The organism is Streptomyces sp. XY006 (genome assembly GCF_002237655.1).
Classification (GTDB): domain Bacteria; phylum Actinomycetota; class Actinomycetes; order Streptomycetales; family Streptomycetaceae; genus Streptomyces; species Streptomyces levis.
On the sequence record NZ_NOKT01000008.1, the window covers coordinates 18,754 to 44,789 of the forward strand.

General features: G+C 72.3%; 24 protein-coding genes. 15 read left to right on the forward strand and 9 right to left on the reverse strand.

Annotated elements, in window-relative coordinates:
• Positions 1–37: 37 nt before the first annotated feature.
• From CHR28_RS11150 to CHR28_RS11160, 3 genes are all read left to right on the forward strand, one after another.
• On the forward strand, positions 38–244 hold the full coding sequence (locus tag CHR28_RS11150) for a hypothetical protein (protein ID WP_094053398.1): 207 nt from the start codon (positions 38–40) through the stop codon (positions 242–244).
• Between the two features lie 146 nt (positions 245–390).
• The gene (locus CHR28_RS11155; RefSeq protein ID WP_094053399.1) at positions 391–1,860 is read left to right on the forward strand and encodes a phytoene desaturase family protein; all 1,470 of its coding nucleotides are present in this window, start codon (positions 391–393) and stop codon (positions 1,858–1,860) included.
• A complete protein-coding gene (locus tag CHR28_RS11160; RefSeq protein ID WP_094053400.1) occupies positions 1,857–4,442 on the forward strand; it encodes a bifunctional FO biosynthesis protein CofGH in 2,586 nt (861 codons plus the stop codon). The genes CHR28_RS11155 and CHR28_RS11160 overlap by 4 nt, the downstream gene beginning before the upstream one ends.
• 91 nt (positions 4,443–4,533) lie before the next feature.
• On the opposite strand, the gene CHR28_RS11165 is transcribed toward CHR28_RS11160, so the two are convergent.
• Complete coding sequence (locus tag CHR28_RS11165) at positions 4,534–5,940, reverse strand: hypothetical protein (protein WP_256984214.1); 1,407 nt, start codon at positions 5,938–5,940, stop codon at positions 4,534–4,536.
• A gap of 24 nt (positions 5,941–5,964) precedes the next feature.
• Positions 5,965–6,435, reverse strand: a complete 471-nt coding sequence (locus CHR28_RS11170) for a GtrA family protein (protein ID WP_094053402.1) — start codon at positions 6,433–6,435, stop codon at positions 5,965–5,967.
• A 108-nt stretch (positions 6,436–6,543) separates the two neighbouring features.
• On the opposite strand from CHR28_RS11170, the gene CHR28_RS11175 reads away from it, so the two are divergent.
• Together CHR28_RS11175 and CHR28_RS11180 are read left to right on the forward strand one after the other, a co-directional pair.
• The gene (locus tag CHR28_RS11175; protein WP_094053403.1) at positions 6,544–7,542 is read left to right on the forward strand and encodes a glycosyltransferase family 2 protein; all 999 of its coding nucleotides are present in this window, start codon (positions 6,544–6,546) and stop codon (positions 7,540–7,542) included.
• Positions 7,543–7,635: 93 nt separating this feature from the next.
• The gene (locus CHR28_RS11180; RefSeq protein ID WP_179272392.1) at positions 7,636–8,196 is read left to right on the forward strand and encodes a hypothetical protein; all 561 of its coding nucleotides are present in this window, start codon (positions 7,636–7,638) and stop codon (positions 8,194–8,196) included.
• Here the strand turns inward: CHR28_RS11180 and CHR28_RS11185 are convergent.
• The 3 genes from CHR28_RS11185 to CHR28_RS11195 all read right to left on the reverse strand — a co-directional run bounded on the left by CHR28_RS11185 (position 8,189) and on the right by CHR28_RS11195 (position 9,852).
• Positions 8,189–8,701, reverse strand: a complete 513-nt coding sequence (locus CHR28_RS11185; RefSeq protein WP_094053578.1) for a DUF2165 domain-containing protein — start codon at positions 8,699–8,701, stop codon at positions 8,189–8,191. The two genes, CHR28_RS11180 and CHR28_RS11185, sit on opposite strands and share 8 nt — an antisense overlap.
• Before the next feature lie 147 nt (positions 8,702–8,848).
• A complete protein-coding gene (locus CHR28_RS11190; RefSeq protein WP_094053405.1) occupies positions 8,849–9,043 on the reverse strand; it encodes a DUF397 domain-containing protein in 195 nt (64 codons plus the stop codon).
• Positions 9,040–9,852 carry a helix-turn-helix domain-containing protein gene (locus tag CHR28_RS11195; RefSeq protein ID WP_094053406.1) on the reverse strand — a complete coding sequence of 271 codons (813 nt, stop codon included), beginning with the start codon at positions 9,850–9,852 and terminating at the stop codon, positions 9,040–9,042. The genes CHR28_RS11190 and CHR28_RS11195 overlap by 4 nt, the downstream gene beginning before the upstream one ends.
• Positions 9,853–9,965: 113 nt before the next feature.
• Between CHR28_RS11195 and CHR28_RS11200 the strand changes: the two genes are divergently transcribed.
• The 5 genes from CHR28_RS11200 to CHR28_RS11220 all read left to right on the forward strand — a co-directional run bounded on the left by CHR28_RS11200 (position 9,966) and on the right by CHR28_RS11220 (position 14,517).
• Positions 9,966–10,388, forward strand: a complete 423-nt coding sequence (locus CHR28_RS11200) for an ATP-binding protein (RefSeq protein WP_094053407.1) — start codon at positions 9,966–9,968, stop codon at positions 10,386–10,388.
• Positions 10,389–10,636: 248 nt separating this feature from the next.
• A complete protein-coding gene (locus CHR28_RS11205; protein ID WP_256984216.1) occupies positions 10,637–11,425 on the forward strand; it encodes a helix-turn-helix domain-containing protein in 789 nt (262 codons plus the stop codon).
• Between the two features lie 2 nt (positions 11,426–11,427).
• Positions 11,428–11,745, forward strand: a complete 318-nt coding sequence (locus tag CHR28_RS11210; RefSeq protein WP_094053409.1) for a DUF6247 family protein — start codon at positions 11,428–11,430, stop codon at positions 11,743–11,745.
• Between the two features lie 170 nt (positions 11,746–11,915).
• Positions 11,916–13,034 carry an ADP-ribosylglycohydrolase family protein gene (locus CHR28_RS11215; RefSeq protein ID WP_094053579.1) on the forward strand — a complete coding sequence of 373 codons (1,119 nt, stop codon included), beginning with the start codon at positions 11,916–11,918 and terminating at the stop codon, positions 13,032–13,034.
• Positions 13,035–13,200: 166 nt separating this feature from the next.
• Positions 13,201–14,517 carry a phytase gene (locus tag CHR28_RS11220; protein ID WP_373453342.1) on the forward strand — a complete coding sequence of 439 codons (1,317 nt, stop codon included), beginning with the start codon at positions 13,201–13,203 and terminating at the stop codon, positions 14,515–14,517.
• A 64-nt stretch (positions 14,518–14,581) separates the two neighbouring features.
• Here the strand turns inward: CHR28_RS11220 and CHR28_RS11225 are convergent, their stop codons facing one another.
• Positions 14,582–16,156, reverse strand: a complete 1,575-nt coding sequence (locus tag CHR28_RS11225; RefSeq protein ID WP_094053410.1) for a sodium:solute symporter family protein — start codon at positions 16,154–16,156, stop codon at positions 14,582–14,584.
• A gap of 126 nt (positions 16,157–16,282) precedes the next feature.
• On the reverse strand, positions 16,283–17,068 hold the full coding sequence (locus CHR28_RS11230; protein ID WP_094053411.1) for an SDR family oxidoreductase: 786 nt from the start codon (positions 17,066–17,068) through the stop codon (positions 16,283–16,285).
• Between the two features lie 77 nt (positions 17,069–17,145).
• On the opposite strand from CHR28_RS11230, the gene CHR28_RS11235 reads away from it, so the two are divergent.
• Both CHR28_RS11235 and CHR28_RS11240 read left to right on the forward strand, forming a co-directional pair.
• Positions 17,146–17,985: a hypothetical protein gene (locus CHR28_RS11235; RefSeq protein ID WP_094053412.1), complete on the forward strand. Its 840-nt coding sequence runs from the start codon at positions 17,146–17,148 to the stop codon at positions 17,983–17,985.
• 49 nt (positions 17,986–18,034) lie between these two features.
• A complete protein-coding gene (locus tag CHR28_RS11240; RefSeq protein ID WP_094053413.1) occupies positions 18,035–18,472 on the forward strand; it encodes a glutaredoxin family protein in 438 nt (145 codons plus the stop codon).
• Between the two features lie 24 nt (positions 18,473–18,496).
• Here CHR28_RS11240 and CHR28_RS11245 read toward each other — a convergent pair whose 3' ends face one another.
• Both CHR28_RS11245 and CHR28_RS11250 read right to left on the reverse strand, forming a co-directional pair.
• The gene (locus CHR28_RS11245; RefSeq protein ID WP_094053414.1) at positions 18,497–20,380 is read right to left on the reverse strand and encodes an MFS transporter; all 1,884 of its coding nucleotides are present in this window, start codon (positions 20,378–20,380) and stop codon (positions 18,497–18,499) included.
• A gap of 195 nt (positions 20,381–20,575) precedes the next feature.
• Positions 20,576–23,284: a D-alanyl-D-alanine carboxypeptidase gene (locus CHR28_RS11250; RefSeq protein WP_373453343.1), complete on the reverse strand. Its 2,709-nt coding sequence runs from the start codon at positions 23,282–23,284 to the stop codon at positions 20,576–20,578.
• A 415-nt stretch (positions 23,285–23,699) separates the two neighbouring features.
• On the opposite strand from CHR28_RS11250, the gene CHR28_RS11255 reads away from it, so the two are divergent.
• The 3 genes from CHR28_RS11255 to CHR28_RS11265 all read left to right on the forward strand — a co-directional run bounded on the left by CHR28_RS11255 (position 23,700) and on the right by CHR28_RS11265 (position 25,951).
• Positions 23,700–24,452 carry a GOLPH3/VPS74 family protein gene (locus CHR28_RS11255; RefSeq protein WP_094053416.1) on the forward strand — a complete coding sequence of 251 codons (753 nt, stop codon included), beginning with the start codon at positions 23,700–23,702 and terminating at the stop codon, positions 24,450–24,452.
• 253 nt (positions 24,453–24,705) lie between these two features.
• The gene (locus CHR28_RS11260) at positions 24,706–25,563 is read left to right on the forward strand and encodes a helix-turn-helix domain-containing protein (protein WP_094053417.1); all 858 of its coding nucleotides are present in this window, start codon (positions 24,706–24,708) and stop codon (positions 25,561–25,563) included.
• A gap of 196 nt (positions 25,564–25,759) precedes the next feature.
• Positions 25,760–25,951: a DUF397 domain-containing protein gene (locus CHR28_RS11265; protein ID WP_094053418.1), complete on the forward strand. Its 192-nt coding sequence runs from the start codon at positions 25,760–25,762 to the stop codon at positions 25,949–25,951.
• Positions 25,952–26,036: the final 85 nt, after the last annotated feature.

The window sequence follows — 26,036 nt, forward strand, 5'->3', positions numbered from 1 at the left end:
CCACCCGCACGACACCGAGAGAAGCACGGGGAACGTCATGAGGATCGCCTGGTTCGGCTGGCTGGCGCAGCACTTCGGCGAGTACGGCTACAGCGACGGGCCGTTGCGCGCCGCGATCGGCACCGGCGCGGTGCTGGTGACCGCCGCGCTGGTGTGGTTCGCGCTGCACCGCAACCGCCCGGCCGCCGTGGCCGCCGCCGGTCTCACCTGCGCCGTGGGCATCGGGTGGCTGGCCTTCCACTGACCGGCCTGTCCACTGACCGGCCTGTCCACCGACCGGCCTGTCCACTGACCGGCCTGTCCACCCACTGGCCTGCCCACCCACCGGCCTTCGCGCTCCTTTCCACTCCCTTCCACCCCCTTCCACTCCTTTCCACTCAGGGGACTCGCATGACGGACGCCGTCGTCGTCGGCTCCGGGCCCAACGGGCTCGCGGCCGCGCTCACCCTCGCCCGCGCGGGCCTGCGCGTGGAGGTGTTCGAGGCGCACGAGCGGATCGGCGGGGGGCTGCGCTCGAAGGCCCTGTTCGACTCGGAGGTGCTGCACGACATCTGCGCCGCGGTCCACCCCATGGCACCGGTCTCCCCGTTCATGCGGTCCCTGGACCTGGCGGGACACGGCGTCCCCCTGCTGCACTCTCCGGCCGCCTACGGCCATCCCCTCAAGGGCCGCCCGGCCGCGCTGGCCTGGCGCGACCTCGACGCCACCTGCGCGGAACTGGGCGCGGACGGGCCGCGCTGGCGGCGGCTGATGCTGCCGCTGATGGAGCGCTCGGCGGACGTGGTGGAGCTGATGCTCTCCACCCAGCGCACGCCGCCCGACCCGCGGGCCCTGGCCGTGCTGGCCCCCCGGCTGGCGCCGTTGGCCCTGCGCGTGGGCGGCGGCCTGCGCACGGAGGCGGCCCGGGCGCTGCTGACGGGCGTGGCCGCCCACGGCATCGGCCGGCTGCCCTCCCCGGCGGCCGCCGCGGTCGCGCTGCTGCTCGGGCACCTCGCCCACACCACCGGCTGGCCCGTCCCGCGCGGCGGCTCGCAGGCCGTCGCCGACGTCATGGCCGCGCACATCGAGCGGCTCGGCGGCCGCATCCACACCGGAGTCCGGGTGGACAGCCTGCACGACCTGCCCGCCCGCCGCCTCACCCTGCTGGACGTCTCGCCCCGCGAACTGGCCCGGATCGCCCCCCTGCCGAGCGGCTACCTCCGCGCGCTGTCCCGCTACCGCTACGGTCCGGGCGCCGCCAAGGCCGACTTCCTCGTCGAGGGCCCGATCCCCTGGAGCGACCCCCGGCTGTCCCGGGCCGCCACCATCCACCTGGGCGGCACGCACGGCACGGCACCGCAGCTGGCCCGCGCCGAGACGGCGACGGCCCGGGGACTGCGGACCGGGCACCCGTACATCATCGTGGTCGACCCGGCCGCCGCCGACCCGGCCCGGGCCGTGCGCGGCAGGAGACCGGTCTGGGCCTACGCGCACGTGCCCCACGGCGACACCCGGGACCCGCTGCCGGTGATCCGCGCCGCCCTGGAGACCCACGCCCCGGGCTTCACCGACACGGTGCTCGCCGAACGCGGCGTCACGGCGGCCCGGCTGGGCGCGTACAACGCGAACTACGTGGGCGGTGACATCGCCTCGGGCGCGATGAGCCTGTGGCAGACGCTGGCCCGTCCGGTGCCCCGCTGGAACCCCTACCGCACGCCCCTGCCGGGCACGTTCCTGTGCTCCTCGGCGACCCCGCCGGGCCCGTCGGTGCACGGCATGTGCGGCCACCACGCGGCCCGGGCGGCGCTGCGGGAGTGGCCGGAGGCGGGCCCGACCGCCCGGGCCCGGCCTGATCAGGGCACTCGTATGCTCGAAGGATGACGACTCCCGCGACCTCCGGAACCGGCCCCACCGAGAACTCCCTGCGTCGCGCCCTGAAACGGGCCAGGGACGGCGTCTCCCTCGACGTCGCCGAGGCGGCGGTCCTGCTCCAGGCGCGGGGTGAGCACCTGGAGGACCTGTCGGCCTCGGCCGCCCGGGTGCGGGACGCGGGCCTGGAGGCGGCCGGCCGGCCCGGGGTCATCACGTACTCCAAGAGCGTCTTCATCCCGCTGACCCGGCTGTGCCGGGACAAGTGCCACTACTGCACGTTCGTCACCGTGCCCGGCAAGCTGCGCCGGGCGGGCCACGGGATGTTCATGTCCCCCGACGAGGTGCTGGACATCGCCCGCAAGGGCGCCGCCCTCGGCTGCAAGGAAGCCCTCATCACCCTCGGCGACAAGCCGGAGGACCGCTGGCCGGAGGCGCGCGAGTGGCTCGATGCGCACGGCTACGACGACACCCTCGCCTACGTGCGGGCCATCTCCATCCGCATCCTGGAGGAGACGGGCCTGCTGCCGCACCTCAACCCGGGCGTCATGAGCTGGGCCGACTTCCAGCGCCTCAAGCCCGTCGCGCCCAGCATGGGGATGATGCTGGAGACCACCGCCACCCGCCTGTGGTCGGAGCCGGGCGGCCCCCACCACGGCTCGCCCGACAAGGAGCCCGCGGTCCGGCTGCGCGTCCTGGAGGACGCCGGGCGGTCCTCCGTCCCCTTCACCTCCGGGCTGCTCATAGGCATCGGCGAGACCTTCGAGGAGCGGGCCGAGTCGCTGTTCGCGCTGCGCAAGGTCTCCCGGGCCTACCACGGGATCCAGGAGCTGATCATCCAGAACTTCCGCGCCAAGCCGGACACCGCGATGCGCGGGATGCCCGACGCGGAACTGGACGAACTGGTCGCCACGGTGGCCGTCGCCCGTCTCCTGATGGGCCCGAACGGCAACATCCAGGCCCCGCCCAACCTGGTCGACGACGAGTACGAGCGGCTGATCCGCGCCGGCATCGACGACTGGGGCGGCGTCTCCCCGCTCACCATCGACCACGTCAACCCCGAGCGCCCCTGGCCGCAGATCGAGCAGCTCGCCGAGAAGTCCCGGGCGGCCGGGTTCGAGCTGCGCGAACGGCTGTGCGTGTACCCGGAGTTCGTCAGGCGCGGCGAGCCCTGGCTGGACCCGAGGCTGCGTCCGCACGTGGCGGCCCTCGCCGACCCGGAGACCGGCCTGGCCCGCCCCGAGGCTCTCCCGCGGGGCCTGCCGTGGCAGGAGCCGGAGGAGGTCTTCACCGCCTCGGGCCGCACCGACCTGCACACCTCCATCGACACCGAGGGCCGTACGTCGGACCGCCGGGACGACTTCGACGAGGTGTACGGCGACTGGGGCGCCCTGCGCGAGGCCGCCGCCCCGGGCATGGCACCCGAGCGCATCGACACGGACGTACGGCAGGCCCTGCGCACGGCCGCCGACGACCCGACGAAGCTCTCCGACGAGGAGGCGCTGGCCCTGCTGCACGCGGACGGACCGGCGCTGGACGCCCTCGCGCGGGTCGCCGACGACGTGCGCAAGTCGGCCGTGGGCGACGACGTCACCTACATCGTCACGCGCAACATCAACTTCACCAACGTCTGCTACACCGGCTGCCGTTTCTGCGCCTTCGCCCAGCGCCGCACGGACGCCGACGCCTACACCCTCTCCCTGGACCAGGTCGCCGACCGGGCCCGGCAGGCCTGGGACGTGGGCGCGGTGGAGGTCTGCATGCAGGGCGGCATCCACCCGGACCTGCCCGGCACGGCCTACTTCGACATCGCCCGGGCCGTGAAGGAACGCGTCCCCGGTATGCACGTGCACGCGTTCTCGCCGATGGAGGTCGTCAACGGCGCGACCCGCACCGGCATGTCGGTGCGTGAGTGGCTGACGGCGGCCAAGGAGGCCGGTCTGGACACCATCCCGGGCACGGCCGCCGAGATCCTCGACGACGAGGTCCGCTGGATCCTCACCAAGGGCAAGCTGCCCGCGGCCGACTGGATCGACGTCGTGACGACGGCCCACGAGCTCGGCATCCGCTCGTCCTCGACGATGATGTACGGGCACGTCGACCAGCCGCGCCACTGGCTCGGGCACCTGCGCACCCTCGCGGGCATCCAGCAGCGCACGGGCGGCTTCACCGAGTTCGTGACGCTGCCGTTCGTGCACACCAACGCGCCGGTCTACCTCGCGGGGATCGCCCGCCCGGGCCCGACCCTGCGGGACAACCGCGCGGTGACGGCCATGGCCCGGCTGCTGCTGCACCCGTGGATCCCCAACATCCAGACCAGCTGGGTCAAGCTGGGCACCGAGGGCGCGGCCGAGATGCTCCGCTCCGGCGCGAACGACCTCGGCGGCACGCTCATGGAGGAGACCATCTCCCGGATGGCGGGCTCGTCGTACGGCTCGTACAAGTCGGTGAAGGACCTGATCGCCGTGGCGGAGGCGGCCGGTCGTCCCGCCAGGCCCCGCACCACCCTCTACGGCGAGGTCCCCGAGGAGCGGCAGCGGACGGCACTGGCCTCGGACGGGCACCTGCCGGAGCTCCTGCCGGTGCTGGACTGACGGATCCGCCGGCCCCGGCGCCCGCCGGTCGCTGCTCCGGTCGACGGTCCTGCCGGCCTCGGGCGGGCGCCGGTTGTTCCGGTCGACGGGCCTACGGTCCCCCGGCGTCCGCCGGCTGCTGTTCCGTCAGGGGCCGGCCGGTCGTGGCGCCGGGGTGCGCGGGCCGCGGGGGAGGCGTGCCCCGGCCCGCCCACAGCAGCACCACCCCGAGGCCGCAGGCCAGCGCGGGCCAGTACACGTAGCGGAAGTCCGTCGCGGGCATGATCGGCAGATAGCCGAGGATGTAGGCCGCCGAGCTGATGCCCAGCGCCCGCACCGGCATCGCGAACCGTCCCCTGCCCGGCCGGACGGCGAGCACCAGCGCGACGGCGAGCCAGAACCAGCCGCGGAACAGCCACCGCAGGTCCGTCGCCATGCCGTCGACGTAACTGCCGAGCGTTGCCTCCAGCTGCGGGTGCGCCACCTCGATGCCCAGGTCGTTGCGGGTGATGCCGGCCTTGTAGACGTAGTCGGTCTCGAACAGCAGCGTCGCGAACAGCCGCAGCCGGTACTGGAGATAGCCCGGCACGTGCCCGCCCATCTCCCGCAGCCACAGGGAGGTGATCTCGTCCGCGTCCGCGCGCAGCCCGTCGGCGGGGCGTTCCCAGCAGGCCCAGTAGGCATCCGACAGCGCGCCGGTGCGGGCGCACTCCCGGGCCGAGGCCACGAGCCGGTCGCGCAGCCCGGGCGGGACGTCCGCCGACCGCAACTCGTCCACCGTGAGGACGTGCACCAGGTCGTCGAGCATGATCTGCGCGCCCTGTCTGGTCTGCAGCGGCTCGGCGAACAGGGAGATGGCGGCGGCGGGCAGGACGAGCCCGGCCGCGAGCGCCGCCGTGCACGTCGCCCACGTACGGCGCCCGGGGGGCCGCCACAGGGCGAGGACCAGCAGGACGAAGACGGGCAGCGCGGCCAGGAAGGCGTTCTTGCGCACGAGCATGGCGTACGCCAGGAACAGCACACCGAGAGCGAGCAGCGCCCACCGCACGGCGGGACGCGCCGCGGTGTCCCGGAGCCGCAGCCCGGTGAGGGCGACCGCACACGCCGCGAGCAGGGCGAACGCCGCGTGCACGTCCTTCCACACCACCCCGGCGAACGTCAGCACGAACGGGGTCAGCCCGAGTCCGAGCACCGCGAGCGAACCGGCCCGTCTCCCGGTCAGCTCCCACACCGCCCAGGACAGCACCCACAGCGCTCCCCAGAAGACCAGGGACTGCAGGACGAGCATCGAGGCGATCGAGCCGGTCACCGCGATGAGGGCCCGCCACACCAGGCTCAGCACGGGCGGATGCCAGTCGGTCAGGGGCGTGCGGCCCTGGGCCTGCCGGAGCTGGTCGAGGCTGTCGGGGCTGAGGAACCCCGGCGCGAAGACGAGCACCGTGCCCAGGCAGCAGACGGCGGCGACGGCGGCCAGACCCGCGACCCAGCGCCCACCCGACATCCGTCCCTTATGCGACATATGCCGGATGCTAGCGGCTCGCGCTCAGGGGGCGACGAAGACGTAGCGCCGATAGGCGTAGAAGCGGAACAGCGTCGCCAGCACCCAGCCGAGGATGCGGGCGGTGTTGTCGCTGAGCGCCGAGTCGAGCCCGAGCAGCTGGCGCGAGGCGAAGACCGTCCCGGCGGTGATGACCAGCCCGACGCCGTTGGCGACCAGGAACAGCACCAGCTCGTGCGTCACCTTGTCCCGGTGCTGGTGGCGGTAGGTCCAGTACCGGTTGCCGACCCAGCTGAACAGCGCGGCCGCGCCCGTCGCGAGCACGGACGCCTGTACGGGGGCGGTGTGCATCACCCCGCCCTCGGCGCCGCCGGGCAGGCCGAAGACCAGCAGGTTGTAGCCGCCGTTGTCGACGACGAAGGCCAGGGCCCCGATGACGCCGAACTTGGCGGCCTCCCGCCAGACGCCCTTGACGGCGTCGCGCGCACGCAGCGTCACGGATGCGAGGACCGGCACCCGGCGAGCGTAACGACCCGGCGCTCCCGCGCGCCCAGGACGCGCGCATATCGCATGATTTCCCCACAAAGGAAGTTCCGACGGGCACAACGACGGTCCGGGTGAGGAGTGGTCGTGGAACCGACGATCGCGTGTGTCGTGCCGTGTCACAACGAGGAGGCGGCCGTCGGCAAGGTCGTCCGCGACCTGCGCGCCGCCCTCCCCGAGGCCGTCGTCTACGTGTACGACAACGCCTCCACCGACCGCACGGCGGAACTCGCCCGGGAGGCCGGCGCGATCGTCCGGCACGAGACCCGCAAGGGCAAGGGCAACGTGATCCGCCGCGCCTTCGCCGACGTGGACGCCGACGCCCTGCTCATCGTCGACGGGGACGACACCTACGACGTCTCCCGCGCCCGCGACCTGGTCGACCTGCTCTTCGACGGACCGTACGACCAGGTCGTCGGCGCCCGCCGGGTCGTCACCGACGGGGCCTACCGGGCCGGGCACGCGGTGGGCAACAAGGTGCTCACCGGCGCGGTGCGCTCCCTGTTCGGCAACGACGTGACCGACATGCTCAGCGGCTACCGGGTCTTCTCGCGGCGCTTCGTGAAGTCCTTCCCGGCCCTGGCCCGCGAGTTCGAGACCGAGACCGAGATGACCATCCACGCGCTGCACCTGCGGCTGCCCACGGCCGAGGTGCCCGTGGACTACCGGGTCCGGCCGGCCGGCGGCGAGAGCAAGCTGCGCACCTACCGGGACGGCTGGCGCATCCTGCGGGTCATCCTCGACCTGGCGCGCCGCGAGCGCCCCTCGCTCGTGCACACCGTGATCGCGGGCGTGCTGGCCCTGGTCTCGGTGATCCTCGGCATCCCCGTCATCGCCGACTTCGTCCGCACGGGCACCGTGCCCCGCGTCCCCACGGCGATCCTCGCCGCCGCGATCATGACCATCGCCGCCCTGGTCCTGCTCGTCGGCTACATCCTGGAGTCGCTCACCCACATGCGGCAGGAGCAGACCCGGCTGGTGCACCTCGCCTACCCGGCCCCGGTACGGGCCCCGCGCTACACCGCGCGCGGCGCGGGCACCGGACCGGTACCGGTCCGCAAGACCGCCGGGGGCCCGTGATCGCGGGGCCCCGAGGCCGTCGAGGAGCGGCGGGCGCGCAGTACGATGATCGGAACCCCGGTGCTGTGCGGGGTCCCGTGACTGAGGAGATGCGTGCCGGTGCCTGCCCGACTTCCTTCGTGGGCCTGGACGACCGGGCTGACCGTGGGAGCGATAGCCGCGGTGACGGTCCTGGCCGTGCAGGCGGACCAGGGCCCGCATCCCACCGCGAGCTCGGCCAAGCCGAGCAGCTCGGTGTCGGCGCAGCCCAAGCCCACGGCGTCCGCCCCGGCCCGGGTCCCGGACGGTTCCGGCACCGGCCGGCGCATCGTCTACTCCCTCGGGGAGAAGCGGGTGTGGATGGTCGACGCGAGCGAGGCGACCCGCCGGACGTTCACGGTCTGGCCGGGCACGGTCGACCCCGCCCTCGGCACCTACACGATCTCGTCCCGCAACGAGGCCACGACCGGCTCCGACGGGGTCCAGATCGAGCACATCATGTACTTCGCCGCACAGGACGGCGTCTCCGTCGCCTTCTCCAACGCGGTCGACGGGTCCTCCCCGCCGCCCGCCGCCTCCGGCGGGAAGACCGGCGGGGTCCGGATGAAGAAGGCGGACGGCTCGGCACTGTGGGCGTTCGGCACGGTCGGCACGACCGTGGCCGTGGTCAGGTAGCGGACGTCTCCGCGCGCGGGGCCGACAGCTGGTTGACGATCAGCACGACCCCGCTGAACAGGAAGATGCGGGTCGCGGCGTCCAGCCCGTTCCAGTTCTTCGACTGCCACATCGAGAACCACTCACCGCCGATCGCGATGAACCCGGCGCCGAACAGCAGCATCACCATCAGCAGCCCGTACGTCGACATCCGCCGGGCGCGCACGGCGTCACGTCCGGCCCACAGCCACGTCCCGTATATCAGGACGAGCGCGGCGACGGTCTCCCACACGATGATCGCGACGTACGCGGCGTCCTGAAGCCCTTCACTGGTGATGGCACGCCACATCAGGTCCTCGTCCTTGAACGTGGTGTCCATCGCCAGCACGTGCCGGACGAACTGCTGGTTGGTGCCGAAGTCGGTGATGTTCCCGAAGGCGACCAGCGCCATGTAGAGGGCGATGGTGCCGGTGAGCAGCGTGGCGGCGAGCGACAGCCCGCCGCGTGGGGTTGTGGAGGTGGCCATGACGATCATTCTTCCCAACCGCCGGTGCGCACGCGACACCATGGCGGCGGATACCGCCGATGCGGGAGCCGTCCGGCTCGGTGGCCAAGTCGGCCCGGAACAGGGCGTGTTCGGCGGACCGACCGACGCATCCGGCCATGGGCCGGGTCAGCGACCTGCCGTGAACGCGAGGAACTCCGACCAGGCGGCCCGGGTGAAGGCGAGCCGGGCACCGTCGCGGTCCTTGGAGTCGCGGACGAGCAGGGTGAGTCGGGGGGTGGGGGATATGGCGGCTTCGAGGCAGTCGGCATCGTCGTTGCCGCTGTAGCTGCTCTTGAACCACCTCGGCGGGGTGGGTGTCATGTCTCTTCTCCCAGTACTTTCTCGATGAAGGCTCGCGACTCCCGGGGCGAGAGGGCCTGCGCCCGGATCATTCCATAGCGCATATCCAGGACTTGGACGTCCTTCGGGTCGGAGATGACTCGGTCGTGCAGCTGACCCGCCGAGTGCCCCAGCGTCGTGCCGTCCCTCAGCTTCAGCACCCTGAACGGGCCCATCAAGCCCGCGTGATCCTCCCGGTCCGTAGGCATGACCTGGATCGATACGTGCCTCAACTCGGTTACTTCAAGCAGGTGTTCGAGTTGACGACGTAGCACCATCCTGCCCCCGAGGGGCCGTCGCAGTGTCGCCTCTTCCTGGACAAACGTGAGGAGTGGCCGGGGCACCTTCTCGAAGACGGCCTTCCGGGCCATACGGGCGGCCACGAGCCGCTCGATCTCCTCCTCCGTGTAGGCCGGCCGCCGCATGGCGTACAGGGCGTGCGCGTACTCGGGCGTCTGGAGCAGTCCGTGAATGTGCAGACCGGCGTAAGCCCCGAGCTCGACGGCGTCGTCCTCCAGCCTGGTCAGGTCCCGCACCTTCTTGGGATACCGAGCCTGCTCCACATCCGTCTTCATCGCGGCGAGTTTGCCGCCGGCGTGGAGGACCTCGTCCGCCTTGTCGAGAAAATCCGGCTTGGGGATGCGGCGGGCCCGTTCCACGGACGACACCATCTCCTCGCCGTACCCGATGGCCGCGCCCAACTCCGCCTGCTTCAGCCCCGCCGCCTCGCGCCACATCTTGATCTGCCGCCCGACGGTCCTGAGCACGGCAGCCGCTTCCTCGTCCTCCACGCCTTCCCCTCCTGACGTACGACCCGTACGACCCCGTCACGCGTCCGGACAGTCACGCTCCGTACCGAGGTCGTCACTGTTCAGGGTAGGGGCGGACGACCACGCTGGGTGACATGAGTCAGAAATCCCCCACCCGGATCCCCGCGCACACCCGCCTCTTCGCCGTTCAGCTGTCGGCGACTCGAAGAGGTGCGCGACTGGCGCGGCTGCTCACCGAACGCCAACTCGACGCGTGGGGCGAGCCGTACGAGGCCGCCGCGCAGGTCGTGGCCGAGCTGGCGTCCAACGCCGTACGGCACGGACGGGTGCTCGGCAGGGACTTCCGGCTGCGGCTGGAGCTGCGCGCCGACCGCACGCTCCGCGTCGAGGTCACGGACGCCCGGGGCGACCGGATCCCGCGCGTCCCGGACCCGGTGGAGGAGGACGCGGAAGGCGGCAGGGGCCTGCGCATCGTCGAGGCGTACACGGACCGCTGGGGCGTGACGCAGGCCCCGGCCGGCACCAAGACGGTCTGGGCCGAACTGACCCTCGTGTGACCGTGTCGCGGTGCGTCATGACCCGGCCGTTCGCGACGCCAAGAACCAAAAGAACCGGGGAAAGAACCCACCCACCCCCACCGCCCCCGCGGCTCACCCGCAGGGGTGAACATCACCAACTCGGCTGGCGCGGCGGGCAGTCGATGGTGCAGCGTCGGCGCAGACAACCCCACAGACGAATACGGCCCTCGCCGGGACTGCCATCCCACTGCGAGGGCCTGATCACCAAGGAAGAAGAGCCCTTCCCGATGACTGAGCAGCACCCTAGCGCGCCCTCGCGCGCGCAGTCCGGCACTTCGGGTGTCCAGCACGTGACGGAACGCCACGACGACCACTTCACGGTCGTCGGCAACCACCTCGCCCAGCACCCTGAGCTGTCCCTGACGGCGATCGGCCTGGCGGTCCACATCCAGTCGCTGCCCGCCGGAACGCCGGTCGGCATCAAGGCACTCACGGCGAAGTTCCCGGAGGGCGAGATCCGTATCGCGGCGGCCCTGCGCGAACTGGAGGCCCACGGGTACCTCGCTCGCCCCAGGGAGCGTCTTCAATCGGGCCGAGTCGTAACCCGCACGGTCTCGTACAACAAGCCCCGCACCGCCGCCGCCCCGGAGCCCCGCCCGGCACCCGCCACGCCCCGCCCGGAAGGCAAGGCGGCTCCGCGGCCGGACCGCACCGCGGCCTCCGACGTCCTCACCGGCCTGCGCACGCTCGACTCCCGGCTGCTGCTCAGTGAGCGGGACGTACACCGCCTGGCCCCGGCGGTCACGGCGTGGCTGGAGCGCGGCGTGCCCGCCGAGGCGGTCCGGCGCGCGCTGACGACGGGCCTGCCCACGGCCCCGATCCAGCACCCGGCGGCGTTCCTGGCCCACCGTCTGACGGCCCTCCTCCCTCCACCGCTCCCCGCGGCCCCACCCCCTTCCCCGCCCCTGGTCCGCCCGGACCCCCTCCAGACCTGCGACGGCTGCGACCGAGCCTTCCGCGCCTCCCACCCAGGCCACTGCCGCGACTGCCGAACCGACACACACAGGGCAGCGTGACGATGCCGAGTCCGATGCCTCCGCTCACGCCCGAGGCACTGCGTGATGCCGTGGCACGGATCGCCCCGAGCCGTCTCCCGACGCTGACGCAGCACCTCTTCGAGGCCGCGACCAATGCTCAGCAGACACAGAGCCTGGCGCCCCTGCGCGCCTTCGTGCACTCATGGGCCGTCTTCGTCGCGATCGAGCGCCACCCCGCCAGGGCCGAGCGTCTGCGGGAGCTGGAGCGCATCGTCGATGCCGGGGAACAGGACCCGACCGAGGCCATCGCCGAGATCCGCGCCATCCGGGACGCCGCAGAGGCCGAGGCAGGACTGTGACGACTGGTCCTGACGGCTGGTCCTGCCTGGGTTCGACCTGGTACGGCTGACCCGTCCCGCTCCGGGAATCCTGGCCCACCCCCACCCCGTTCCTCCCCCTGAACCCACCGTCCCCATTCGATTACAGTGGCGAGCTGTCGTACGTATGGACGGTGCCCTGGGAGGTCAAGGTGGGTGCGACTGCCGGTGCCGTCTGGGGGCGTACGGAGCAGCAGGACTTTCGCAGCCGGGTGCGCGGGACCCTGCTCGGCGTGGCCGTCGGGGACGCGCTGGGCGCGCCGGTGGACGGGCTGGGGATCGACGCGATCCGGGAGGCGCACGGGGCCGAGGGGCTGCGGGACCTCGCCCCCGCCTACGGCAGACGCGGCGCCGTCACGCACCTCACACAGCTCACCCTGTTCTCCGTGGACGGGCTGATCAGGGCCCAGGTGCGGCGGGACACCGGCGCCTGGCACCCGCCGACCGACGTGCACCGGGCGTACCTGCGCTGGGCCGCCACCCAGCGGGACTGGGGCCCGGACGAGCGCCGCAAGGAGGACGGCTGGCTGGCCCGCGAGGAGTGGCTGTACGCACGCCGCGACCCCAGCCGCGCGCTGATCCTCGGGCTCGGCGACGACACCATGGGCACACCGGACGCGCCCAAGAACCCGGGCGAGACCGGGCCCGAGGCCGCCGCCCGGTCCGCGCCGTTCGGGCTGCTCGTCGGGTGGGAGCCGCAGCTCGTCGCCCAGCTCGCGGTGGAGTGCGCGGCACAGACCCACGGCCACCCCACGGCCTGCATCGCGGCGGGCGCGTACGCGGTGATCGTGCACGGGCTGGCCCTCGGCGAGAGCCTGGACGCCGCCGTGCAGCGCGCCTTCGCCCTGCTCGCCACCCGCCCCGGCCACCAGCCCGTCGCGGAGGCGCTGCAGCACGCGCTGGGCGCCGTGCGCCAGGGCATGCCCGGGCCCGAGCGGGTCGCCGAACTGAGCGGGGCGGGCACCGCCGAGGGACTCGTCGCGGCCGCCGTGTACTGCGCGCTGGTCGCCGCCGACGTCCGCCACGGCCTGTGCCTCGCCGTCAACCACGACGGCCCCTCCGCCGCCACCGCCGCCCTCACCGGCGGCCTCCTCGGCGCCCTGCACGGCGAGACCGCCCTGCCCCCGGCCTGGCTGGCCGAGCTGGAGGGCCGCCCCACGATCCTGGAACTGGCCGACGACTTCGCCATGGAGATGACCCAGGGCCCGGCCCTCCACGGCCCCGCAGGCTCCTCCCCGGGCTGGCTGGCCCGCTACCCGCGCGCCGTGTAGAACGCGCCCCCTGCCCACTGCTCACTCGCGTGGCATGGGCACGTCACCGTAGCGTGGTCGTCCCGTCACCTTCGGTCCACAGGATCTGCACGGCCCGGCACGGGGATCGCCCTCCCGTGGCCGCACCACCGGGTCTCGTCCGTTCACCCCCCTTCGTGGAGGCATTGTGCGCAAGCTGCGCGGGACACAGACGGCCGCGATCGCCGCGGTTCTGACGGCCATGGCGGTGCTGCCCGCCCCGGCCCGGGCCGCCGGCTCCGGGCTTCCGGCGGTGACCGCCACCACCGAGACCCCGGCCCTGTACGGCGACGACGCCGGCGGCAACGCGGACAACGCGGACGCCGACGACCCGGCGATCTGGCGCAACGCAGCCGACCCCGACGCCAGCCTGGTCATCGCCACCGCCAAGGAGGGCGGCCTGCGCGTGTACGACCTGGCCGGCAAGGAGGTGCAGTCGATCCCGGCGCCGCCCGCGCCCACCCCCGACGCCAAGCCGGGCCGTTTCAACAACGTGGACCTGGTCTCCGGGTTCCCGCTGCCGACCGGCCGCGCCGACGTCGCCGTCGTCACCGACCGCGGCCGCGACCACCTGCGGATCTACCGCATCACCCCCGGCGCCGCCCGGCCGCTGACCGACGTCACCGACCCGAACGCACCGCTCGTCTTCTCCAGCACCCAGGACGAGGTCAACGATCAGGCCACCCCCTACGGCCTGGCCACCTGGAAGGACAAGGCCACCGGCCGCTCCTACGCCGTGGTCAGCCGGCGCAGCCGCACCCGGCTCGCCCTGCTGGAGCTGCGGACCACCGCCGCCGGAGCGGTCACCTACCGGCGGGTGCGCACCTACGACCTGCCCGCCTCCTTCACCCTCCCGAACGGCACGTCCTGGACCCCCTGCGGCGACCCCGGCGACCTCCCGCAGGTCGAGGGCATGGTCGTGGACCCGGCGAACAAGGTGCTCTACGCCGGCCAGGAGGACGTCGGCATCTGGCGGCTGCCCGCCGACCTCACCGGCAGGCCGAAGCTGATCGACAAGGTCCGCGAGTACGGCGTCCCCGCCACCTACGACGAGGCGACCGAGGAGTGCGTCGCGGGCGCCGACCCCGGCTACGGCGGCACGCACCTGTCGGCCGACGTCGAGGGCCTGACCCTCCTCGACGAGGGTGACGGCGACGGCTACCTGCTCGCCTCCAGCCAGGGCGACGACACCTTCGCCGCGTACGACCGCGAGGTCTCCGACGACAACGAGTACGAGAGCGGTTTCCGCATCACCGCCGGCACCGTCGACGGCTCCGAGGAGTGCGACGGCGCCGCCGTGCTGAACGCGCCCCTCGGCTCCCGCTACCCGGGCGGCCTGCTCGTGGTGCAGGACGGGCACAACACCCCGGACGAGACGGACGCCGACGGCGAGGTCCGCGACAACACCGACTTCAAGTTCGTCGACCTGCGCAAGGTCACCGGCGTACTGGACGAGGACGACTGAACAGCGCTACGCCCTCCGCCCGTTGAGAGGCGGAGGGCGTACCGTCGTCGCGGCCGTGCCGCCGCTAGTCCTTCACCGTCGTGCGCACGGCGGTGTCCTCGACCTCACCGGCGGGCGCCGGCACGGCCGCCGCGGCGGCCCCGTCCCCGTCGGTGTTGATCTTCTCGATGAGCGCCAGCCGCTCCGGGGTGTCCTCCGGCTTGATGTACCCGATGAGGATGTAGAGCACCAGCGACACCGCCAGCGGCACCGACACCTGGTACTGCAGCGGCACGCCGCCCTCGACGTTCCAGTTGATCGGGTAGTTCACCAGCCAGAAGGCGAGCAGGCCCATCGACCAGCTGGCCAGGGCGGCGGTCGGGCCCGACCTGCGGAACGCGCGCAGCAGGCCCAGCATCATCGGGATCGCCATCGGGCCCATCAGACCGGCCACCCACTTGATGACGACCGTGATGATGTCCTTGAACGTGGGCGAGTTGACCTGCGTCGCCGCCGCCATGGACAGACCGAGGAAGACGACCGTCGCGATCCGGGCGACCCGCAGGCCCTGGCTCTCGTTCCAGCGCCGGGCCCGCGCCCAGATCACCGGCGCGCAGTCCCGGGTGAACACGGCCGCGATGGCGTTGGCGTCCGAGGAGCACATGGCCATGGTGTGCGAGAAGAAGCCGACGATGACCAGACCCAGCAGGCCGTGCGGCAGGAGCTGTTCGGTCATCAGCGCGTACGAGTCGGAGCCGTCCGGCTTCTGTGACTCCACCAGCAGCGGCGACATCCACATGGGGAAGAACAGCACCAGCGGCCAGACCAGCCACAGGATCGCCGACAGCCGGGCCGAGCGCTCGGCCTCCTTGGCGTTCGGGGTGGCCATGTAGCGCTGGGCCTGGTTGAGCATGCCGCCGTTGTACTCGAAGAGCTTGATGAAGAGGAACGCCAGCAGGAACACCGTGCCGTACGGGCCGACCAGCGGTTTCTCGTGGCCCTGGAGCTCGGGGGAGTCCCAGACGCCGAAGAAGCCGCCGTGGTCGTCGAGCCGGACGAACACCGCCACGAACATCGCGATGCCGGCCAGCAACTGGATGACGAACTGGCCGAGTTCGGTCAGCGCGTCGGCCCACAGGCCGCCGATCGTGCAGTAGATGGCCGTGATGCCGCCGGTGATCAGGATGCCCTGGTTGAGGGAGATGCCGGTGAAGACGGAGAGCAGCGTGGCGATCGCCGCCCACTTCGCGCCCACGTCCACGATCTTCAGCAGCATGCCCGACCAGGCCAGCGCCTGCTGGGTCTTCAGGTCGTAGCGGTTCTTCAGGTACTCCAGCGGGGAGGCCACGTGGAGCCGGGAGCGCAGCCGGTTGATGCGCGGCGCGAACAGCTTCGACCCGATGGCGATGCCGAGGGCGATGGGGAAGGACCAGGTGACGAAGGACGTGACGCCGTAGGTGTAGGCGATGCCCGCGTACCCGGTGAACATCACCGCGCTGTAGCCCGACATGTGGTGCGAGATGCCGGACAGCCACCACGGCATCTTGCCGCCGGCGGTGAAGAAGTCGCTGACGTTGTCCACGCGTTTGTGCGACCAGACGCCGATCGCGACCATCACGGCGAAATAGCCGATGAGCACGGCCCAGTCGAGACCGTTCATGTGCGCCCTCCCAGGGTTCAGCCCGGCGCTCATCGTGGGTGCTGCTGCGTGAGCACGACAAGTGAGCGTTGAGTCAAAGGGAGGTAAAAATGTTCGACGTGATGGCCTTCGTTCACCTACATGAACTCACCGCATCAGCTCCCCGGCGTTGACCAGCAACGACTGTCCGGTGATCGCCCGCGCCCGGTCCGACGCCAGGAACACCGCCGCGTCGGCCACGTCCGCGTCCGCGGCCAGTTCGGGCAGCGCCACCCGCTCGGTCAGCCGCTCCAGCACGGCCGCCTCGGGCACGCCCTCCGCCTGCGCGGTGAGCCGGACGAACGCCTGCACCGGCGGCCCCCACATCCAGCCCGGCAGCACGGTGTTGACCCGGATCCGGTGCGGCCCGAGCTCCCGGGCCAGCGAGTACATCGCGCTCGTCAGCGCCCCCTTCGACGCCGCGTACGCCGCCTGCCGCACCTGCGACGGAGCCGCCACCGCCGACTGCGTGCCGATGAACACCACCGAGCCGCCGCCCTCCTTGAGCGACGGCAGACAGGCCCGGGTCATCCGCAGCGTGCCCAGCAGATTCACGTCCAGCACGGCCCGCCAGGCCGCGAAGTCCGCGTCCTGTAGTCCGCCGAAGTGGCTGTCCAGCGCGGCCACATGGACCACCGCGTCGATCCGCCCGAACCGCTCCACGGCCAGCGCGGCCAGCGCCTCGCACTGCCCCTCGTCGGTGATGTCGGCGACCCGGTACGCGGTGCGCGCCCCGCCCGGGTCGAGCTCGGCGGCCGTCTTCGCCAGGCTCGCCTCGGTGCGGGCCCCGAGCACGGCCCGCCCGCCGTCCCGTACGACGGCCGCCGCGACCTGCCGCCCGAGCCCGGGCCCGACCCCCGACACCACGACCGTCTTCCCCGCGAGCAGTGCCATCGCAGACCTCCCGGAACCCTGGCGCATTATCTGACGGAGCGTCAGAGTATGAACCGCCCGCCGAGGAAGGGGAAGGCATGAGCGAGGACACCCGCAGCGAGCTGTACGCCGAACTGGCCGCCGTCGGCCCCTACGGCACCCGCCCCGGACACGCCCTGATCACCCTGGTCGAACCGCACCCGGGCCACGAGTACGCCTACAACCGCTGGTACGAGGACGACCACTACTACGCCGGCGCGATGGCCATGCCCTGGATGTACGCGGGCCGCCGCTGGGTGGCGACCCGGGACCTGCAACTCCTGCGCTACCCGGAGAAGTCCGCGATCGCCCAGCCGGTCACCGCCGGCTGCTACCTCTCCACGTACTGGATCACCGCCGGCCGCTACGACGACCACATGCGCTGGACCGTCGCCATCAACAAGCGCCTCAACCGCGACGGCCGCGTCTACCACGACCGCACCCACGTCCTCACGGCGTTCCACGACCACGAGACGACGGTGTACCGCGACGGCGCGGCCGGACCCCGCGACGTCCACGCCCTCGACCACCCCTACGCCGGCCTCGTCCTCCAGGTCGTCGAGGCGGACACCCCCGAGCAGCGGTACCGGCTCCTGGAGTGGCTGCGCACCCGCCACCTCCCCAAGCGCCTCACGGGCTCACCGGCGGCCCTGGTGACCGTCTTCCGCCCGACCCCCCTGCCCGGCGACCGCATGACCTACGTCAAACAGGTCGAGGGCGTCGACACCCGCCTGACCCTGCTGTGGTTCCTCCAGACGGACCCGGCGGAGTGCTGGGACCCGTACTTCACGGGCCTCGACACGGCGGTGACGGAATCGGGCCTGGGCCGGGTGGAACTGGTGGCCCCGTTCCTCCCGACGATCCCAGGCACAGACCACTACGCCGACCGCCTCCGCTGAGGCCCCACCCACCCCTGCCGCCCCGGCCCGGAGGGCTACCCTCGCGTCCATGACACGCGCCTGGATCCTGCCACTCCTTCTCGCGCTCACCGGGGCGCTGGGCGCGGCCGGGTCGGCCGCCCGGGGAGACACGGCCGCGGCGGCGGTGTGCGCGCTGGTCCTGACGCTGCTCGCGGTCGCGCACTCGCCGCTGGTCTTCCCGCGGCCGGTCAGCGCGGCGGAGGCGCGGCGCCGCAGCGCCGACGACGGCCGGCCCGTCGTCTTCTGGCGGCCGGGCTGCCGCTACTGCCTGCGGCTGCGCCTGGCGCTGGGGCGCCGGGCCGGGCTGCTGCACTGGGCCGACATCCGGCGTGACCCGGAGGGAGCCGCGGCGGTGCGTGCGGCCACCGGGGGCGACGAGACGGTCCCGACCGTGCTGGTGGCCGGTCGCCCGTATGTCAATCCCGGTCCGGCCCGGGTGCGCGAGCAACTGGTCCGCTCCCGCTGAGCGGGGCCAGGTGGGTAAGGGCGGTCAGCGCAGTTCCTCCGGGCACGGGGTGCCTCGGGGGAGCTGGTAGGGCGCCGCCAGACGGTACGTGCCCGGCTTCGGGGCGAGGAGCTCCGTCCAGCGGTCGCCCTGGGCGTCCTCCTCCGTCTCCCTCAGGCAGCCGTTGACGTTGACGTACGTCTTCGGCTCGCCCTCCGGGCGGTCCTTGGAGGCCTCCGTCTCCTGCGGCGGCTTCAGGCTCTTGCCCTCCGCGTCGACGATGCTCAGCCACGGCGAGTACGGGATGCGGACCAGGATCCGGCCCGCCTCACGCACCTGGAGGACCATCTCGCCCTGCTCGGCCCGGTCGACGACGGCGTTCGGCTCGGCCAGCGGGGTCGGATCGGTCACCTTGAACAGCTGCCAGTTCGCGTCGCCCCACACCTGGTTCAGATAGGGCAGACCGCGCTGCACCAGCGCCCGTTCCCGCTCGCCGCCGTCGCCGTCCGGCTCGTCCTTCGGCAGCACCACGTAGTGCACCGCCCAGCGCTTGAGCCACTCGCGGTAGTTCGCCGAGTTCAGGGTGTCGTCGTAGAAGAGCGGGTTGCGCTCCATGTCGGCCTGCCGGTTCCAGCCGCGGGCCAGGTTGACGTAGGGCGCGAGGGCGGAGGCCTCACGGTGGGAACGCGCCGGGACGACCTCGACCCGGCCCTTCTCCGCGCCGACCTCCTGCAGTTCGTTGACGAGCGGCGCGAGCTCGCGCGACCAGGAGGCCGCGGGCGCCGTGTGCACGATGTCGTCGACCGTCTTGAAGCCGATCCACACCACGAACCCGACCAGGGCCACCACCGCCGCGTACCACTTGCGGCTGCGCGGCACCGTGAACGGCAGCGCCGCCACCAGCGCGACCCCGGCGAACAGCATCGCCAGACGCGTGATGTTCGAACCGATCTGGGAGCTGATCAGCCACACCAGCACGACCCCCAGGCCGTACACCGCGGCCGTGAGCCGGACCGTCTTCCAGTCCCGCGGCACCAGCACGAGCACCAGCACCGAGAACGCCAGCGGCAGCACCACCGAGCCGAACATCATCGGCTGCGTCCCCGAGAACGGGAACAGCCACGCCGACACCGCGACCACCGCGCTCGGCGCCAGGCCCAGCGCCCACGCGCCCGGCCGCCGCTTCTGCAGGAACAAGGCCGCGGCCACCAGGCCCACGAACAGGCCCGCCACCGGCGACGCCATGGTGGCCAGCGCGGCCAGCGGCGCCGCGCACAGGGCCTTCGCCCAGCGCTTGTACCGCCACCGGTACGGCCAGCAGAAGACCACCGCCACCGCGCCGAGCGCGAACATCATGCCCAGACCGAAGGTCACCCGGCCGGACACGGCGTTGCAGAACAGTCCGAACACGCCGGCGAGCGACGCCCACAGCGGATTGCGCACGGAACGCGAACGCAGCAGGAGCAGTGTGAGCAGCCCCGCCGACACCGTCCCGGCGATCATCATCGTCGTCCGCACACCGAGCACGGACATCAGATACGGCGACACCACGCTGTACGACACGGGGTGCATGCCGCCGTACCAGGCGAGGTTGTACGCCGAGTCCGGGTGCCGGCCGACGAACTCCGCCCACGCATCCTGCGCGGCCAGGTCGCCCCCGCTGTTGGCGAAGGTGAAGAACCAGACGACGTGCAGCACCCCGGCCAGACCCGTGACGGACAGCACGGGATGCCGCAGCATCCGCTCACGCACGGCCAGCACGAAGCCGGGCCGGCGGAATCCGGAGGGCGTGTCTTCCGGCGGCGTGGGGTCGGCTGTGCCGGGGTCAGGTGTGCCGGGGTCGCGTGTTTCGGGCGCGCCTATTCGCGGGCCGGCAGATACCGGGCCCGGATCGGCGTCGTCTGCGCGTGTCGGCTCCGCAGTGGCCACTCGAAGGCACTCCCCGTGTCCCGTCTTCTGTTCTCGCTGCTTCCCCCGGCCGTGTCCCGTTCGCCCTCGGTACCCGGCCGCGTCGCCGCGCGCGGCGACCTGCCCCGATTCGCGACGCTAGCACGCACCCCGCCGGGCAGCGGCCCGGACGGGCCGCCGCCTGCGGGGTGCGCTCGCGCGGGGCGGTGCCCCGGCTCAGCCGATGCGCGTGAGCTTGGCCCCGAAGCCCGGCTCCACCAGGTCCTCCTGGAGGGCGACCGGGACCTTCACGGCGCCGCTGCTGCCGTCCCCGACGGTGAGCGTGCCCACCTTCGTGCCGGCCTCGGCCGTGTGCGGCAGGTCGTCCGCCGCGAACGTCAGCTTCACGGACAGGCCCGCCCAGCCGACGGCCGTGACGTCCTCGGTGACGGCCACCGGCGTACGGCCGCCGAGACCGTCGTCGGCGTACCCGACGACCGTGCCCTTCTTCAGGATCGTCGCCGACTCCAGCGCGCCCTGCGCGGCCCGGATCAGCCGGTCGCCCTCGTAGAGCGCGGCGCCCAGGATGGTGTTGTCCGGGCCGCCGGCCGGCTGGCGCACGACCGCGCCGATGATCCGGTGCGTCTCACCGTTCACGTCCTTCTTCGCGGCGAAGACGAGGTTGCCGAGCGCGGAGGTGGTGGTGCCGGTCTTGATGCCGGTGACGTCGTTGGAGCCGACCAGGCGGTTCCAGTTGTCGTGCTTGGTGCCCTTGTAGTCGACGTACGACATCATCGCCGCGACCTCGCGGAAGGCGGGCTGCTGCATGGCGGCCTTGGCGAGCTTCACCTGGTCCACGGCCGTGGAGACGGTCGTGTTGTTCAGGCCCGACGGGTCGGTGTACGTCGTGTTCTTCATGCCGAGGTCCTTGGCGGCGTCGTTCATCTTCTGCACGAACGCCTTCTCGGACCCCGCGTCCCAGCGGGCCAGCAGCCGCGCCACGTTGTTCGCGGACGCGATCAGGATGCTCTCCAGGGCCTCCCGCTGCGAGATCTTGTCGCCCTTGGTGACGTCGACGGTGGACTCCTGGCCGGCGTCGGACTGGTCCTCGGCGGCCTGGTCGATGTCGATCTTCGGCCCGTCGGCGCCGCTCTTGAGCGGGTGGTCGCGCAGGATGACGTAGGCGGTCATGACCTTGGCGACACTGGCGATCGGCACGGGCTTCTGCTCGCCGGACGAGCCGAACGTGCCGATGCCCTGGACGTCCAGCGCGGCCTGGCCCTTGGCGGGCCAGGGGATGTCGACCTGGCCGCCCTCGAAGGTGTGGCTGTCCTTCGCGGTGAGTTCCAGGGTGGGCGTCGGCAGCGGGCGCACGCTCTGTACGACCGCGAAGACGATCACCAGCAGCAGTACCAGCGGCGTCCAGATCTTCACCCGCCGCACGGCCGTGCGCAGCGGGGTGTCCGGGGGCGGCGGGGTGTTCGTCAGCTCGGCCAGCAGGTCCAGCGGCGGCTTCGGCGGCAGCGGCTGCTGGGTGGTCCGCTCGGGGCCGACGGTGGGGACGGGGGCGGTGGCCTCGGCCGGCGGAGCGGGCTTCCGGCTCGCCGGGTCGTCCAACGGCTTCAGCGCGACGAACTTGCTGGTCCGCTCGGCGTCCTTCTCACCCGCGTCCTTGGTGCCGCCGCCGAGCTTGAGCATGGTGGTCGGCTGATCGACAGGCGGCCGCACGGCCTTGAACACGGCGGTGGGCTGATCAACAGCCTCGCCACCGGTCTCGCCACCGCCAGAACCACCCCCGACCTCGGCCTTGGCGGCCTCACCGCCGGCCGCACGGGCAGGGCTCGTCTTACCGCCGGCGGACCCACCCGCGGCCTCGGCCTTGGCGGCCTTGCCGTCGGCGCGGCCGGCGGCCGAGGCGGAGCCCGTGCCGCTCGTCTTACTGGCGCCGGAGCCGGGCGCTGCGGCCTCGGCCTTGGCGGCCTTGCCGTCGGTGCGGTCGGCCGCCGGGGCGTTGCTGTCGGCGGAGTCGGCCGGGGGCTCGGCGTCGGTGCCGTCAGCCGCCGTGGCGGAGCTCTTGCCGCTCGTCTTGCTGTCGGCGGGCGCGGCCTTGGCGTCGCCACGGGGCGCTGCGGCCTCGGCTTTGGCGGCCTTGCCGTCGGCGCGGTCGGCCGCCGGGGCGGGGCGCGTGCCGCTCGTCTTGCTGTCGGCGGGCGCTGCGGCCTCGGCCTTGGCGGCCTTGCCGTCGGCGCGGTCGGCCGCCGGGGCGGAGCCCGTGCCGTTCGTCTTGCCGTCGGCCGCTGCTGCGGGGCTCGTGCCGCTCGCCTTCGCGTCGGCGTTCGCGTCGTCGGCGGCGGCGGCGGCGGCGGTCGGCTCGGTCTCGTCCCCGTCCGTGCTGTCGTCGGCCGTGGCGGAACGGTCCGCCTCCGGCTTCTCGGCCTCCTCGGCCTCGTCCTGGTCCCGGGAACCCTTCGACGCCGCCCCAGCGGCCTCCTGGGCGTCTTCCCGGGCGTCCGAAGGCTCCTCCGGCGCGTCGGCGGGCGCCTGGGCCGCCTTGCCCTGCTCGGCGCCCTCGGTGTCCCGGAGGTCCTGCGCGTCCTCGTCACCGCCGTCGCCGTCAACGGGCTCGGCGTCGCTCTCGGCGTCCGTGCCGGCGTCGGCGTCCGATGCCGCCGCGCCCTCGGTGTCCTGCTCGTCCGTGTCGGTGTCGGTCTTCCGGGGGGAGTCCTCGCCCGCGTCGGCCCGCTTCTCGTCGCCGTCCGCCGACGCGACCCACGCCGCCACCGCGTTCCGCAGCCGTCCGTCCGTACCGCCGGAGTCGCCCTCGCCCCGCCCGCCGGAGCCGGAGTCCTCACCGGTCGCCTCCGCGGACTTCGCTGACTTCGCGGACTCCGCGTTCTCGCCGCGCTCCGCGTCCCCCGGCTCGTCGGCCGTGCGTGCGGACAGCACGCGCGTCGCCGTGTCGACGCTCCCGCGCCCCGAGGACCCCTTCGCCTCCCGCGCCATCGCGAGCCGCGGGTCCGCGGACTCGCTCCTGGCCCCGGGAACCGGACCCGCGCTCCCCGACGTCGGTTCTGCCGACGACTCGCGCTGCTTCGACCTGTCGGGGGACTCGCCCGCCACCGATGCCTCCTCCTCGCGCCGCACCACCCGCGTGCGCGTACCGAACCGAACCGTGAACCGCCGCCCTGACAACGCTCCCCGGCGCTGTCCGAACCATGTACCAGTGTCCTGTGTGCGGACCGGACCCATCCGGTAGACGAGAACGACATACCTACTGGTTCCACTACGAACCGGTCACGCACCCTCGACAGACCAATGTGAGAGGGGTCACCCTGTCATTCATCCACGCGGGGAGGCATGGATGGGCAGGAGCCGCAGAACACTTCCGGAGGAGCTTCTGCTGCTGGCGTTGGACCCGGCCACGGGTACCACCGCACAGCCGCAGTCGCTCGACCTCGGTCTGGCCGGAGCACAGCTAGTGGAGCTGGCGCTGGCCGGACGGATAGCCCCAGACGGGGATCGTATCGCCGTGGTGGTACCACGGCCGACTGGAGATCCGACTCTGGACTGCGCGTTGGAGTTGCTGCGAAGGCGTGGCGCTCCCGTACGGGCGGTCCACTGGATCGGCGGGCCGCGATTGGGGCTCCGCCAGACCTACCTCTCGCATCTGGAGCGGTGCGGCATGGTGCATGCCGTGGCGGGCCAGATGTGCGGAGTGCTGCCGACGACTCGCTACCAGGCGACGGACACCGAGATCAGCCGGGAGATCAGGGCCCGGCTGGACTCCGCGATCCGCACCGGCGTACCGCCGGACCCGCGGACCGCGGCGCTCGCCGCCCTGGCACACGCGGTCGGCCTCGGCAAGCACCTGTACCCGGGCAACGAGGGACGTTCCTCTCGCTCCCGGCTCAGGGACCTGATCAGGCACGACCCCATGGGCGGTCTCGTCGCGCACGCCGTGATGGACGTCCAGAACGGCGTGGCGGCCCAGCCGCGCCGCAGCCCGGCACCGTCCGGCCGTCCGGCCGCCGGAGCCAGGCCCGCACCGGAACCCGCCCGAGGCGTTCCGATGCAGCCGCGCCACGGATCCATGGCGCGCGCCGTGGCCCACTGAGCCGCGCCGCGCCGCACCGGCACGACCGACGACCGGTACACACCACGGGACCCACGAGCCCGGTCACGGGAGCCGCTGTCCGAGCGGGGCGGCGAGAGTGCAGACTCTCGCCGCCCCGCTCGGCGTGCCGTGCCCGAACTGGCGTGTACCCGTCGCATATCCACCGTTTCCCAGCGGTAGGAAGCACCTTGGTGGCAGTCTGCTCAACAGCAGATACGCAAAGTAGAGGCACGCAGCCGGAGGTGCACGTCCCGTGGCGTCCAATGTCAATCCCACCGTCAGGCGGCGCCGGCTGGGCCAGGAGCTCCGCAGGCTCCGGGAGCTCAAGGGCATGACGGCCGAGGAAGTGGCCGAGCGGCTGCTGGTGTCGCAGTCGAAAATCAGCCGCCTGGAGAACGGGCGGCGCAGCATCAGCCAGCGCGACGTGCGCGACCTGTGCGGCGTCTACGAGGTCGAGGACCAGCGGATCGTCGACTCGCTGATGCAGATGGCCAAGGACTCGCGCCAGCAGGGCTGGTGGCACGCCTTCGGCGACATCCCCTACTCCGTCTACATCGGCCTGGAGACGGACGCCGAGTCGCTCCGGGTCTACGAACCGCAGATCATCACCGGCCTGTTGCAGACGCGGGCGTACGCCGAGGCCATCATCCGGGGCGGTTCGCCGGAGGCCTCGGAGGCGGACAACGACAAGCGCGTCGAGGTCCGGCTGCGCCGGCAGGGCCGTGTCACCGCCGAGACGGACCCGCTGCGGCTGTGGGTGGTGCTGGACGAGGCGTCCCTGCACCGGGTGGTGGGCAACAAGGAAGTGATGCGCGAGCAGCTGGAGCATCTGATCGAGATGTCGCAGCTGCCCCACATCACCGTGCAGGTCCTGCCGTTCGAGGTCGGCGCGCACGCCGGCATCAACGGCCAGTACTCGATCCTGGAGTTCGCCGACGCGGCCGACTCCAGCGTGGTGTACATCGAGGGCGTCACCAGCGACCTGTACCTGGAGAAGCCGCTCGACGTGCAGAAGTACACGGTGATGTACGAGCACCTGCGCGCCCAGTCGCTGAACGTGGACCAGTCGCGGCAGCTCATCGAGCGGCTGGCGAAGGACTACGCACGCTGAACCGCCGCCGGAAGAGGCCTTCCACCGGGCAAAGCGCGGGATGCTACACCCCTGACACGCCTGACTGGAAGTCTCCCCTGGAATATGCCATCCAGTCGAGTGAATGACTGCGCCGAACGGGGATGTGGGCGAGTAGCGTCGATCACGCCAACCACCAGCACGGGTTGGCGTAAACGCAACTGGCTACGGAGCGAACATGGCAATTCGTCTGGGCGCCACGGAAACGTGGACGACGTCCTCCTACACCAACAACAACGGCGCCTGTGTGATGGTCAGGTCGACCCTCGAAGAGGCCCTGGAGCTCGGGGACACGAAGGTCCCCGAGGGCCCCAAGCTGGCGTTCCCCGCCGACGCGTGGAACGCCTTCGTGGCCTCGGTCAAGGCCTGACCACGAGATCCACAACAGCACAAGCATCACCGACAGAGCCCTCTCGACCAGCATCGCCGTCCTTGCCGAGAGGGCTCCGCTTGTG

What these genes read in the sequence shown, in the direction of transcription:
- CHR28_RS11200 (WP_094053407.1), top strand. Translation starts at nt 9,966, where the DNA reads ATGAGTCAGAAATCCCCCACCCGGATCCCCGCGCACACCCGCCTCTTC.
- CHR28_RS11230 (WP_094053411.1), bottom strand. Translation starts at nt 17,068, where the DNA reads ATGGCACTGCTCGCGGGGAAGACGGTCGTGGTGTCGGGGGTCGGGCCC.
- CHR28_RS11265 (WP_094053418.1), top strand. Translation starts at nt 25,760, where the DNA reads ATGGCAATTCGTCTGGGCGCCACGGAAACGTGGACGACGTCCTCCTAC.
- CHR28_RS11255 (WP_094053416.1), top strand. Translation starts at nt 23,700, where the DNA reads ATGGGCAGGAGCCGCAGAACACTTCCGGAGGAGCTTCTGCTGCTGGCG.
- CHR28_RS11240 (WP_094053413.1), top strand. Translation starts at nt 18,035, where the DNA reads ATGACACGCGCCTGGATCCTGCCACTCCTTCTCGCGCTCACCGGGGCG.
- CHR28_RS11150 (WP_094053398.1), top strand. Translation starts at nt 38, where the DNA reads ATGAGGATCGCCTGGTTCGGCTGGCTGGCGCAGCACTTCGGCGAGTAC.
- CHR28_RS11190 (WP_094053405.1), bottom strand. Translation starts at nt 9,043, where the DNA reads ATGACACCCACCCCGCCGAGGTGGTTCAAGAGCAGCTACAGCGGCAAC.
- CHR28_RS11210 (WP_094053409.1), top strand. Translation starts at nt 11,428, where the DNA reads ATGCCGAGTCCGATGCCTCCGCTCACGCCCGAGGCACTGCGTGATGCC.
- CHR28_RS11205 (WP_256984216.1), top strand. Translation starts at nt 10,637, where the DNA reads ATGACTGAGCAGCACCCTAGCGCGCCCTCGCGCGCGCAGTCCGGCACT.
- CHR28_RS11165 (WP_256984214.1), bottom strand. Translation starts at nt 5,940, where the DNA reads ATGTCGCATAAGGGACGGATGTCGGGTGGGCGCTGGGTCGCGGGTCTG.
- CHR28_RS11225 (WP_094053410.1), bottom strand. Translation starts at nt 16,156, where the DNA reads ATGAACGGTCTCGACTGGGCCGTGCTCATCGGCTATTTCGCCGTGATG.
- CHR28_RS11235 (WP_094053412.1), top strand. Translation starts at nt 17,146, where the DNA reads ATGAGCGAGGACACCCGCAGCGAGCTGTACGCCGAACTGGCCGCCGTC.
- CHR28_RS11155 (WP_094053399.1), top strand. Translation starts at nt 391, where the DNA reads ATGACGGACGCCGTCGTCGTCGGCTCCGGGCCCAACGGGCTCGCGGCC.
- CHR28_RS11185 (WP_094053578.1), bottom strand. Translation starts at nt 8,701, where the DNA reads ATGGCCACCTCCACAACCCCACGCGGCGGGCTGTCGCTCGCCGCCACG.
- CHR28_RS11160 (WP_094053400.1), top strand. Translation starts at nt 1,857, where the DNA reads ATGACGACTCCCGCGACCTCCGGAACCGGCCCCACCGAGAACTCCCTG.